Origin of the sequence: Corallococcus exercitus (genome assembly GCF_042231735.1) — a bacterium.
Taxonomy (GTDB): Bacteria; Myxococcota; Myxococcia; order Myxococcales; family Myxococcaceae; genus Corallococcus; species Corallococcus exercitus_B.
In genome coordinates, this window is sequence record NZ_CP102577.1 from 6666555 (window position 1) to 6678664 (window position 12110).

The following is a 12110-nucleotide window of genomic DNA, read 5'->3' on the forward strand; positions in this document are numbered from 1 at the left end:
GAAATCCGCAGGATGGGGAACGGTTCAAAAGTGAAGCAACCGAAGCGGAATGAACCACACGCGGCGTGTCAATTCACCTCTAGTGAACACCGGGAGCGCTCACGGTGTCCTCGCCTTGGGTCCAGCGCTGCGTTCCCCCCTGTATTGCGTAAACCGGGACCGATTGGATCTCCCGCGGCCGTCGAGGGCCGCGGGGCCAGGGTCTTGCTCAGAACGGGATGTTGTCGTCGTCGCCGGGGGGCGGGATGTCGCCGTCGTCCGGCGGGTTGCCGCCGTAGCCGCCGCCGTAGCCACCGCCCCGGCCTCCACCGCCGCCACGCGCGGGCGGTTCGCCGCCGCCGCCCTCACCGCGCTGCCGGGCAATCTCCGTCTCGATGGCGGCCAGGAGCTGGCGCTCCTTGTCGTGCCACCGGGACTTGCTGGGGTCCGCCAGGGAGCGGCGCGCGCCGTTGGCGTAGAACTCCAGGTCCTGGAGGCTGGCGCCGTAGACGGGGGCGCCCTTGCTGCGGCCGTAGTTGGGGAGGAGCGTGCCGTCGCCGCCACCCCCACCGCCGGACGGGGCGCCCGAGGCCGCGGGGCGACGGTAGGCCGCCGGAGCCGCCGCGACGGGCGTGGCGCTCATGGACAGCTCACCCAGCTGCAGCGTGAAGCCGTCGCCGTTCTTGTACGCCGTGCCCACCCGGACCTGCTCCACCTGACCGTCGGGACGGCGGACCGCGACGGTGACTGGATATTGCTCGCTCATGGAGCCGGGATTCACACCTCCACGGCCCGCATGTCAATCGAAGGAAGCAGCGCGTGTCGGGACCGAGGCACGCACGGCGGGCCGCTCGGGGCGACCCGCCACGCGGGGAGGCGCGCGGACGACGTCCTCCGTCAGGTCAGCGACACCATGCCGCCGCTGGAGCCCTTCTTGCGCACCCAGGCCTTGGGCTTGGGCGGAGCTGCGGGCGCGGCCGGCTTCGCGGCTTCCTTCAGCGCCTGGCTGCCCGCGCGGCCGCGAGGCAGCGTGACGTCCGGGACCGACTGCGACTTCGCGCCATCCACCCACGCGTCCGGGCGGCGGCCGGTGCGGATGAGCAGGCGCAGCTTCTGGTAGTGCGCCGAGCAGTAGCCCTTGGAGCGGCTCTGGCGCTTGCATCCGATGACGGCGCAGGCCTGGGTGTCTTCCGCGGCGGCGGCCTTCGGAGGACGGCCCGGGGACTTCGCGGCGGCCGCCTTCACGGGCGCGGCCTTCGCGGCCGGCGTCTTCGCGGCGGGCGCGGACTTCGCGGCCGGGGCGGACTTCGCGGCGGCGGACTTGGGCGGACGGCCCGGGCCCCGGCGGACGACCGGCTCCGGCGCCAGCGTGGGCGTGCGCACGCCGGCCACGGCACCCAGGCGGCTGGACAGCGGCGCCAGGCGGTCGGTCACCGCGCGCAGGGCATCCAGCGCATCCAGCCCCTTGGCCATACGGGCCACGGCCTTCTGAACGGGAGCCAGTTGCAGTTGCAACTCGCGGCGAACCATGTCGCGGAGTTCGGTCTCAAGTGAAAGTGGGGCCATGTGGGGCAGGATATACACCCATCCGCCTGTCGAGGGATGGAAACATTCCCCAGGATGTTAAAGGAACCAACCATGACTCCGGTTCCCACTCCTGTTCGCTTCCGCGGCACCGACTCCTACCTCACGAGCGAGGGCCTGCAGGCCGCCGTCAATTGCGCCCTCACGCTCCAGCGCCCCCTGCTGGTCAAGGGCGAGCCCGGCACCGGCAAAACGCTCCTGGCGGAAGCGATTGCCCAGGGACTGGGATTGAAGCTGCTCACCTGGCACGTGAAGAGCACCACGCGCGCGCAGGATGGTTTGTATGTCTACGACACCGTGCAGCGGCTCTATGACTCGCGCTTCGGGGACGGGGACGTGCGAGACATCCGGCGATACATCCGCCTGGGGCCGCTGGGCGAGGCGTTCGCTTCACCGGAGCGCGTGGTGTTGCTGATTGACGAGGTGGACAAGGCGGACCTGGAGTTCCCCAACGACCTGCTCCACGAGCTGGACCGGATGCGCTTCCGCATCTCCGAGACGAACGACGAGGTCGTGGCGAAGAACCGCCCCGTCGTGCTCATCACCAGCAACAACGAGAAGGAATTGCCCGACGCGTTCCTGCGCCGGTGCGTGTTCCACTTCATCGACTTCCCGGAGCGCGAGCTCATGCAGCGCATCGTGGACGTGCACCACCCGGGGCTGGACCCGGCGCTGGCGGACCAGGCGCTCAAGGTCTTCTACGAGCTGCGCGCGATGACGCGGCTGCGCAAGCGGCCCTCCACGAGCGAGCTCATCGACTGGATCTCCGTGCTCAAGGCCAACGGCGTGGTGGAGCTGAAGCTGGAGGAGCAGCTGCCGTTCCTGGGCGCGCTGCTCAAGAAGGAGCAGGACCTGGTGGCGGTGGCCGAGGCCTTCGGGCGCGGCCGGCGGACGCGCGCGTAAGGGCCCGGGGACCACGCCATGTTCCTGCCGTTCTTCTACGAGCTGCGAAAGCGCGGGGTGAAGGTGGGCGCGCAGGAGGCGCTCGCCCTGGCCGGGGCGCTGAAGGCCGGGCTGCATGACAGCAGCCTGGATGGGTTCTACCACGTGGCACGCGCGCTCCTGGTGCACTCGGAGACGCAGCTGGATGCCTTTGACCAGGCGTTCCTCGCGCACTTCCAGGGCGTCGCGTCCGACGCGCTGAAGCTCACCGAGGAGCTCCTGTCCTGGCTGGAGGAGGCGAAGGAGCGCACGGACCTGAGCCCGGAGGAGCTGGCGCTGCTGGAGCAGTGGGACCCGGAGGAACTGCGCCGGCAGCTGGAGCAGCGGCTGAAGGAGCAGACCGAGCGCCACGACGGCGGCACGCGCTGGGTGGGCACGGGCGGCGCGTCTGCCTTTGGCAACAACGGCATGGCGCGGCAGGGCGTGCGCATTGGCGGCACGGGCGGGCGGCAGGGCCAGGCGCTGTGGCAGGCCGGCGCGCGCAAGTACGCGGGCTACCGCGACGACGTGGTGCTGGACACGCGGCAGATGGCGGTGGCGCTGCGCAAGCTGCGGGCCTTCGCGCGCGAGGGCGCGGCGGAGGAGCTGGACGTGGACGAGAGCATCGCCGCCACCGCGAAGAACGCGGGGGAGCTGGAGGTGGTGACGCGTCCGCCGCGCCGGCCCAACACGCGCGTGGTGCTGTGCATGGACGTGGGCGGCTCCATGGACCCGTACGCGCACCTGGTGAGCCGGCTGTTCAGCGTCGCCAGCCAGGCCACGCACTTCAAGGAGCTGCGGACCTACTACTTCCACAACTGCGTCTACGGGAAGCTGTACGCCACGCCGCAGCTGAGCGGCGGCATCACCGTGCCGGAGCTCACCGCGCAGGTGGGAAGGCATCACAAGCTGGTGATGGTGGGTGATGCGTCCATGGCTCCGTATGAGCTGGGCATCCGCACGGATGCCAATGGCCAGTACCGGCAGGAGGGGCTGGAAGGGCTCACGTGGATGATGCAGCTGGCGCAGCACTTCGAGCGCAACGTGTGGCTCAACCCGGAGCCTCGCGGGTCGTGGCGCACGGGCACCATCGCGGTCATCGCCAACGTGTTCCCCATGTTCGCCCTCACCGTGGAGGGGCTGGGTGAGGCGGTGAATCACCTGACGCGGGGGAAGACGCCCCGGGGCATGGCGGCCCGGCGGTAATTCCCGGAAAAAAGCCCCGGCCCCCCGCCTGACCGTCGGTGTGCCTGCCGACGGACGGGCGCGTTTGGTGCGGCGCGGCGGCCCCGGTTACGGCATGGTGCGCCCGCGACGCAGGCTCAGCGCGGGAGGCCGCATGACGACCGAGAAGATCGATACCCAGGCAATCAACACCATCCGCACGCTGTCCATGGACGCGGTGGAGAAGGCCCACTCGGGCCACCCGGGCGCGCCCATGGCGCTGGCTCCCGTGGCCTACCAGCTGTGGCAGCAGGAATTGCGCTACGACCCGGCCACGCCGAACTGGCCGGACCGCGACCGCTTCATCCTGTCCAACGGCCACGCGTCCATGCTGCTCTACAGCCTGCTGCACCTGGCGGGCGTGAAGCGCGTGAAGGACGCCAAGGTCCTGGACGTGCCGGCCGTGTCGCTGGACGACATCCGCAACTTCCGCCAGCTGGACTCCGCCACGCCGGGCCACCCGGAGTACCACTGGACCACCGGCGTGGAGACCACCACCGGCCCGCTGGGCGCGGGCGTCTCCAACAGCGTGGGCATGGCCATCGCCAGCAAGTGGCTGGGCAGCCACTTCAACAAGCCGGGCTTCGACCTGTTCACCCATGACGTCTACGCGCTGTGCGGCGACGGCGACATGATGGAGGGCGTGGCGTCCGAGGCCGCGTCGCTCGCGGGCCACCTCCAGCTGCCCAACCTGTGCTGGATCTACGACAGCAACCACATCTCCATCGACGGCAGCACCGACCTGGCCTTCACGGAGGACGTGGGCCGCCGCTTCGAGGGCTACGGCTGGCGCGTGCTGAAGGTCACCGACGCCAACGACCTGGACGCGCTGTCCAAGGCCTACAAGTCCTTCAAGGACGAGCGCGGCAAGCCCACGCTCATCATCGTCAACTCGTTCATCGGCTTCGGGTCGCCCAAGAAGCAGGGCTCCGCCAGCGCCCACGGCGAGCCGCTGGGCGCGGACGAAATCAAGGCCACCAAGAAGGCCTACGGCTGGCCCGAGGACGCGCAGTTCCTGGTGCCCGACGGCGTGCAGCAGCGCTTCCAGGAGCGCCTGGGGGCTCGCGGCAAGAGCCTGCGCGAGGCGTGGGAGAAGTCCCTGGCGGACTACCGCAAGCAGCACCCGGAGCTGGCGCAGGAGCTGGAGGCGCTGCTCAAGCGCGAGCTGCCGGCCGGCTGGGACAAGGAGCTGCCGGTGTTCCCCGCGGACGCGAAGGGCATGGCCACGCGTGAGTCCGGCGGCAAGGTGCTCAACGCGCTGGCGAAGAACTACCCGTGGCTGGTGGGCGGCTCCGCGGACCTGAACCCGTCCACGAAGACGTACATTTCCAGCTCCACGTCGATGAAGCCGGGCGAGTACTCGGGCCGCAACATCCACTTCGGCGTGCGCGAGCACGTGATGGGCTCCATCGTCAACGGCCTCAACCTGAGCCACGTGCGCGGCTACGGCGCCACGTTCCTCATCTTCAGTGACTACGAGCGCCCCGCCATGCGCCTGTCGTCGCTGATGGAGATTCCGTCCATCCACATCTTCACGCACGACTCCATTGGCCTGGGCGAGGACGGCCCCACGCACCAGCCGGTGGAGCAGCTGATGTCCCTGCGCGCGGTGCCGGGCAACATCGTGCTGCGCCCCGGTGACGCCAACGAGGTGACAGAGGCGTGGCGCTACATCGCCCAGCAGCAGCACCACCCGGTGGTGCTGGTGCTGTCGCGTCAGCCGGTGCCCACGCTGGACCGCACGAAGTTCGCGCCGGCGTCCGGCGTGGCCAAGGGCGCGTACACGCTGCTGGAGGCGGAGGGCGGAAAGCCGGACGTCATCCTCATCGGCACGGGCACGGAGGTGGCGCTGGTGGTGGAGGCCGCGGAGAAGCTCAAGGCCGAGGGCGTCAAGGCGCGCGTGGTGAGCATGCCGTCGTGGGAGCTGTTCGAGCAGCAGCCCCAGGACTACCAGGACAGCGTGCTGCCCCCGGACGTGAAGGCCCGCGTCTCCGTGGAGAAGGGCGCGGCGTTCGGCTGGGAGCGCTGGGTGGGGCACACGGGCAGCGTCATCGGCATGCGCAGCTTCGGTGCTTCCGCGCCCATCAAGGCGCTGCAGCAGAAGTTCGGCTTCACCGTGGAGAACGTGGTGAAGGAAGCGCACGCCACCATCGCCAAGGCGAAGAAGCACTGAGGCTCCGAGCCTGAGCCTGGCCCGCAAATGAAAGGGCCCCGGACCCTCCCCCGAAGGTCCGGGGCACCTCTGGGTTCACCGCCGGGCGACCGGCGGGAACAACCCTGGATGCGTGTGGCTATCCCCCCTGCTTCACATCAGGCCGAGAAGAACACCGGGCGCGTGGGGCGCGGGTTGCTGATGAACTTCATCTCGTTGATCATCTTCTTGAAGTCCTTCTGGTCGATGCCCGTGGAGCCCTGGGCCTGCGAGCGGGTGGCGTACTTCTCGTAGGTGTCCACGACCTTCTTCGCCTCCGGCGTGAGGCGGTCGTAGTTCTGGCGCGCCCACTTCATCGTGTCGGTGAACTCGGTGCCGGCCGCCTGGCCGTCCAGGTCCCCCGCGCCCTTCTCGATGGCGGCGGTCAGGTCGCTGCCGGAGATCTTCCCCTTCTTGGAGTCCAGGCCCTCCAGCGCGTTGCGCATGGAGCTGTCGTGGAAGGTCTTGAAGCCCTCCATCTTCTTGAACATGGCGTCGGCCTCCTTCTGGGTCATGCCCTCCGGGCCGGCCTTCTTCGCGGCCTGCTGGTAGGTCTTCAGGACCTCCTTGGCCTCGGGCGTGAGGCGGCTCTCGTTCTTGGCGGCCCACTTCTCGAACTCCTTCAGCTCGGAGGTGGAGGAGTGGCCGTCGGTGTCGGAGATGCCGTCCTTGATGGCCTTGGTGAGGTCCTCGCCGGAGATGGGGCCCTGCTCCTTGTCGAGCGCCTCCGTGGCCTTGCGAGCGCTCACGTCACCTGTGCCCACCTTGCGCATTTCCTTGTTGAGGGCGGCGGTCTCCTTGTCGGTGAGGCCGGAGCGGCCTTCCGCCTGCGCGGCCTTGGCGGCCTTGCGGTAGACGTCCAGGACCTCCTTGGCCTCCGGGGACAGGCGGCTCTCGTTCTTGGTGGCCCACTTCTCGAACTCCTTCAGCTCCGCGCCGGCGGCCTGGCCGTCGTGGTCCGCGGTGCCCGTCTGGATGGCGCGGGCCATGTCCTGGCCGGACACCGTGCCGCCGTGGGTCTTGCTGTCCAGGTTGGCGAGCGCCTTCTTCGCGCCGGCGTCACCCACGTCGCGCATCTCCGCGAGCATCTTCTTGAAGTCGCCCTGGGGGATGCCGGACTCGCCGCGCGACTGGGAGAGCGCCGCGTACTTGCTGTAGATGTCCATCACCTGGCGGGCTTCCGGGGTGAGGCGCTCGCGGTTGTTGGCGGCCCAGTCCGCGACGGCGCGGTACTCACCGGAGGCGGCCTGGCCGTCCAGGTCCCCGACGGCGGCCTCGATGCTGTCCGCGAACTGCTCGGCGCCGATGGGGCCCTGGGTCTGGTTCAGCTTGTTCATCTCCACCATGGCGCCCAGGTCCTTGGGCTGCCAGTTGTCGTTGGGGGGCGTCCAGCAGCCGCGGCCACCGGTGGTGAACTGGTCACCGAGGTGCTGGTTGGCCTTGAGCTCCGCGAGCTGCGACTTCAGGCCCTCCACCTGCGCCTTCATGTTGTTCAGCGTCGCCTTCATCTCCGCGGCCTGCTTCGCGGGGGAGGAGGACCCCTTCAGGAGGGCGGCCTCCTGCTTGCCGAGCGCCGCGTTGCTGTTCAGGGAGGTGGTGACGGTGGACTTGATGGTGGTCATTTTTGATCTCCGGTTGGAGCGGCTTCCGTTGCGGAAGCGGTCATGCCGGGACCTATTGCGCGCGTCGTGCCAGCCCTGCGTGCCTGCACACCCTGAATGATTCCATGGGGTTACGCGGCGAGGACGCGAAAGCCGGGGTGGTGACAACAGTCACCAGCGGTGATGACAGTCACCATCCCCCCCGCCCCCGGGGTGGTGACCGGAAGCATCACTTCCGGCGCACGGTGCGGATACGCGCGAAGCCCCGGGACGGTTTCACCGGACAGCCTTCAGACGCCGCCTCGCAGCTCTGTCTCGGGGGTGAGCACGCCGTCCCCGGGGGTGAGCAGGAAGGTCAACTTCCCCTGGTGGAAGCCTCGCACCGGGCCGGGTGGCTCCGGGTAGCCCGGCGGGAGGCGCCAGTCCGGTGGCTGGAGCGGCGCGAGGGGAATGGACTGGTCCTGGCGCAGGGCTCCCACGTCCTGATCCGTGAGGACGCGTGAGGGTGTCCAGGGGAGCAGGTCGCGGCCGTGCAGCTCGATGCGATGGCCGGGGCCCGGGTCCTTCCACGGACCGATGGCGGTGCGCTTCAGCGCGGAGAGGTGCGCGCCGCAGCCGAGTGAGCGGCCCAGGTCCCTGGCCAGGGAACGGACGTAGTAGCCGCCCCGGCAGGTGAGCTCCAACACGCTGGTCCGGGGCAGGTCGTGCGACAGCCAGCGCGCGGCGTGGAGGTACACGCGCGACGGGGGCAGGTCCACGGCCTCGCCCCGGTGGGCCTTGCGGTAGGCGGGCTCGCCTCCGAGCTTCTTCGCGCTGGTGGCGGGCGGGACCTGCTCCGTCCAGCCGAGGAACGGACGCAGCGCTTCGTCGAGGCGCTCGGGCGTGAGCGCGGAGGCGTCTGCCTGGTGCACGGGGCGGCCGTGCAGGTCTCCGGTGTCCATCTCCGTGCCCCACTCCACGCGGGCCTCGTAGACCTTGGGCGCCGCGTGCAGGTGTTCGAAGAGGTGCGTGGCCGGGCCCACCAGCATCAGCAGCAGCCCTTCCGCGAACGGATCCAACGTGCCGCCGTGGACCAGCGCCGTGCGGCGGCCGGGCCGCGTCGCCTGGGCCTCCTCCTGGAAGGCCCTGACCGTGGCGAAGCTGGTGGCGCCCACGGGCTTGTGCGTGAGGTAGAGCCCGGGCGTCATTCGTCGCTCCTGTCCCGCTTCACCGTCGTCGCGCCCTGCTCTTTCTCCAGGTGCACGGGAGAGGTCCCGGTCTTGTCGGCGATGACGCTCGCGAGCGCTTCCGCGTGCGTCGTCACCCAGACCTGGCTGTACTCCGACGCTCGCACGATGAGCCGGCCCAGGGGCTCCAGCAGGTCCGGGTGCAGGCTGGTCTCCGGTTCGTTCAACGCGAGGAACGGCGGCGGTCTGGGGCTGAGCAGCGCCGCCAGCAGGCACAGGTAGCGCAGCGTCCCGTCCGACAGCTCCGCGGCCGACATGGGCCTGGACAGGCCGGGCATGTGCAGGAAGAGGCTGAAGCGGCCGTCCTCCGCTCGCACCTCCAGCCTGGCTCCGGGGAAGGCGTCGTCGATGCCCTGCTCCAGGGCGCGCTCGTCGCCGATCTCCCAGATGGTCTGGAGCGCCGCCGCGAGGTCGCGCCCGTCGGACGCGAGCACCGGCGTGCGCACGCCCACCTGCGGGTGGCGGGGCAGCGCGTCCGGGTCCGTGCGGAAGTGATGGTAGAAGCGCCACGCGCTCAGCGTGCGCTGGACCTCGCCCAACCTTGGGAAGCGGTGCGGTTCGGAGAGCTGATCCATCACCGACTCCGCGCCCCACAGCTCCGTGGGGAACGTGATGCGCTTGCCGTCCGCGTCGCGGATGAAGGCCGTGCGGTCCTTGCGCTCCATCAACACCAGCCGCTTGCCTCCAGAGTGCGCCCAGAGGTGCTCCTCCTTCACCTCCGGATCCAGGGTGAACATCGTCGGTCGCGGCTCCCCGGGCGCATGGGGCACCACGCCGCATTGCAGCTCGTAGGTGAGGTCGTCCAGGTCCACCGTCACGCGCACGCGCGCTGGTTTCTTCGGGTCACGCGGGCCGGCCCACATCACGCTTGGCGCGCCGCCTTCTTCCGCCAGCGTGCGCGCGAGCCGCCCTTCCGCCGCCGCCGCGAGCAGGTACAGCGCGCGGTACAGGTTCGTCTTGCCGCTGCCGTTGGGCCCCACCACCACGGTCACCGGCCCCAGCTCCAGGTGGAGCTGACGCACGGAGCGATAGCCTGCGATGTCCAGACGCGTGAGGGGCATGAGGTGCGCGTGAGCCTAGCCGGTCCGGTGCGCAAGGGGCTTCCCTGCTCGCCGGGAGATGCTTGCCGGATGGCGGGGACTTCCGTCACTCCGCGTGGCGGGAACGTTCCCCGGGCCGACCTTCGACGAGGACGTTCCCATGGCCCCACTCTTCCGCCGGCTCCTGCTGCTCACCACCACCCTGGCCCTGACTGGCTGCTCCACGTCATCGCCCCCTTCCACCGGGGACGCGGGCTCGGACGTGCCCGTGGATTCGGGTTCCTCGTCCGACCCGGATGCGGGTGCTCCGGATGCCGGGACGGACACCGTGCCCTGGGACGGCGGCGCGGAGGCGCTCCCCGAGCGCACCGACCACGTGGACCTGGGGCCCTTCTCGGACTGTGCCTTCAAGCTCGCCGTCGGGGACGCGGTCACCGCGTGTGACGACGCGTCCCTCTTCGACCGGTCCACCTGCCCCGCGGGTGCGTTCGATGACCTGGACAGCACGGGCTTCTACTACCTGGATGCCCGCCCCTCCACGGGCTCCTCCGCCCTCTCCGGCTACCTCCTCCGGCTTCCGCTCGAGGGAGGGCCGGGCACCCTCTCCAGCCGGCCGCTGACCCGGCAGGAGGTTGGCGCGGGTTCGTTCTTCACCGCGTCCACCCTTCCGGCCACGCGCTTCTCGCCGGCCCGGGACCTGGTGTTCATGGGTTGCACCCGGCCCACGCCCGACCGCATCAACGGCTGCTACGCCCAGTGCTCGCAGGGCAAGGTCGGCCTCGTGGGCACCTTCACCGCGGCGCGGCCGGGCATCCGGGCGCGCGGGGAGGCGGAGTCCTCCGGCCTCACCCTCGTGTCCGAGTCCTCCGTCCCCCTGGGCATGCCGGTGGACGTCTACGTCACGAAGGGCCACGCGTACGTGGTGTCCATCGGGGTGCTGGTCGGCACGGTCGGCAAGCCCGGCGGCTTGTCGGTGCTCGACGTGAGGGACCCCTCGCACCCGGTGCTCACGAAGACGATTCAGGTGCCCGGGGACACGTACTGGAACGGCGTCTGGGCCAAGGACGACGCGCTCTACATCGCGAGCGCCAGCTCGGGCGTCATCGTCTACGACATCTCCAGCCCGGCGGATCCGCGGTACGTGCGCGCCGTGCCCAACGACCCCCTCGACGTGCACACCGTGTTCGTGAAGGGCGACCGGCTCTACGCCATGGCCCCGTCGCCCGGCGACGCGGTGCTCATCCTCGACGTGTCGTCACCGCTGGCGCCCGTGGAGCTCAACCGCGTGTCCCTGGGCGTGGGCGGGAGCGGCCCCCATGACGCCTTCGTGTACGAGGACCGCCTCTACGTGAGCTACACGGAAGCGGGCTACCAGGCCTTCGACGTGACGGACGCGGAGCACGTCCAGCCGCTGGGCGGGTACTTCTTCGACGGGCAATACGCCCACGCGAGCGCGGTGGGCACCTTCGCGGGCCGCACCCTCGCCTTCGAGGGCGGTGAATACGCGGGCTCCCACCTGCGCGTGCTGGACGTCACCGACCCCGCGAACATGAAGCTGATTGGCGAGTACGGCCTGCGCCAGGAGACCTCCATCCACAACATGATCCTCCAGGGCACGAAGCTGTACGTCGCGTACTACCAGGAGGGCGTGCGGGTGCTGGACGTGTCCTTCCCGCCGAAGCCTCGCGAGGTCGCGTACTTCAACACCTTCCGGGAGACGGACCCGGGACGCACGGGCAGCACGTTCGAGGGCGCCATCGGCATCCGCGTACCGGGGGACGGGTTCATCTACGTCGTGGACACGTCCCGGGGGCTGCTCGTCCTCTCCGAGCAGCCTTGAGCTAAGCCAGAGGAAGTAAGTCCTGTCAGGGGATAGAATTGCCGCTCCTCCGGTCGTACAGAAGGAGCGGCGAAGTGCCCCACCAGCACCGAAAATTGGAGCTGACGGCAGTTGAGCGGCGCCAGTTGGTACGCGCCCTTCGGCAGCAGGCCCCGGAAGGGGTAGCGCTGCGAGCGGCCATCGTGCTGTTGAGCGCTCAAGGCCAGAGCGCTTCGCACATCGCCACGGCCCTGGGAGTTACCACGCGCACCGTCCAGCGCTGCCGCCACCGCTGGCGTCAGCACGGGCTGGCGGGACTGGCTGATGCGGCTCGTCCGGGCCGTCCGTCGAGCGTGTCCTCCAACTACCTGAGGCTCCTGATGCGCACCGTGGAAACGGCACCGGAGCAACTGGGCTTTGCATTTGCTCGCTGGACGCGTGCACGTCTGGCCGCGTACCTCTGGCAACGCACCGGCGTGCATTTGAGCGCGCGGTGGGTGGGCGAAGTGCTGATGAGCCACGGCT

Annotated in this window: 9 protein-coding genes and 1 pseudogene; 5 read left to right on the forward strand and 5 right to left on the reverse strand. The window is 69.8% G+C overall.

Annotated features, from left to right (window positions below):
* Positions 1-208: 208 nt before the first annotated feature.
* Entirely contained in the window at positions 209-745 is a 537-nt protein-coding gene (locus tag NR792_RS26510; RefSeq protein WP_375755478.1) for a hypothetical protein, read from the reverse strand.
* Positions 746-876: 131 nt separating this feature from the next.
* Positions 877-1452, reverse strand: coding sequence for a vegetative protein (locus tag NR792_RS26515; protein ID WP_375755479.1), 576 nt, complete (start codon positions 1450-1452; stop codon positions 877-879).
* Positions 1453-1617: 165 nt separating this feature from the next.
* Here NR792_RS26515 and NR792_RS26520 point away from each other — a divergent pair, with 165 nt between their 5' ends.
* The 3 genes from NR792_RS26520 to tkt all read left to right on the forward strand — a co-directional run bounded on the left by NR792_RS26520 (position 1618) and on the right by tkt (position 5881).
* A complete protein-coding gene (locus NR792_RS26520) occupies positions 1618-2466 on the forward strand; it encodes an AAA family ATPase (RefSeq protein WP_375755481.1) in 849 nt (282 codons plus the stop codon).
* 18 nt (positions 2467-2484) lie between these two features.
* The gene (locus NR792_RS26525) at positions 2485-3690 is read left to right on the forward strand and encodes a VWA domain-containing protein (RefSeq protein WP_375755482.1); all 1206 of its coding nucleotides are present in this window, start codon (positions 2485-2487) and stop codon (positions 3688-3690) included.
* Positions 3691-3823: 133 nt separating this feature from the next.
* Entirely contained in the window at positions 3824-5881 is a 2058-nt protein-coding gene (tkt, locus tag NR792_RS26530) for a transketolase (protein ID WP_375755484.1), read from the forward strand.
* Positions 5882-6018: 137 nt separating this feature from the next.
* On the opposite strand, the gene NR792_RS26535 is transcribed toward tkt, so the two are convergent.
* The 3 genes from NR792_RS26535 to NR792_RS26545 all read right to left on the reverse strand — a co-directional run bounded on the left by NR792_RS26535 (position 6019) and on the right by NR792_RS26545 (position 9787).
* Positions 6019-7521: a hypothetical protein gene (locus tag NR792_RS26535; RefSeq protein WP_375755485.1), complete on the reverse strand. Its 1503-nt coding sequence runs from the start codon at positions 7519-7521 to the stop codon at positions 6019-6021.
* A gap of 269 nt (positions 7522-7790) precedes the next feature.
* The gene (gene truB / locus NR792_RS26540; protein WP_375755487.1) at positions 7791-8687 is read right to left on the reverse strand and encodes a tRNA pseudouridine(55) synthase TruB; all 897 of its coding nucleotides are present in this window, start codon (positions 8685-8687) and stop codon (positions 7791-7793) included.
* Positions 8684-9787: an AAA family ATPase gene (locus NR792_RS26545; RefSeq protein WP_375755488.1), complete on the reverse strand. Its 1104-nt coding sequence runs from the start codon at positions 9785-9787 to the stop codon at positions 8684-8686. The genes truB and NR792_RS26545 overlap by 4 nt, the downstream gene beginning before the upstream one ends.
* A 139-nt stretch (positions 9788-9926) precedes the next feature.
* Between NR792_RS26545 and NR792_RS26550 the strand changes: the two genes are divergently transcribed.
* Positions 9927-11606 carry an LVIVD repeat-containing protein gene (locus NR792_RS26550; RefSeq protein ID WP_375755489.1) on the forward strand — a complete coding sequence of 560 codons (1680 nt, stop codon included), beginning with the start codon at positions 9927-9929 and terminating at the stop codon, positions 11604-11606.
* Positions 11607-11680: 74 nt separating this feature from the next.
* Positions 11681-12103 (forward strand): annotated as a pseudogene (locus NR792_RS26555) (helix-turn-helix domain-containing protein); the annotation flags it as partial.
* Between the last annotated feature and the right edge of the window lie 7 nt (positions 12104-12110).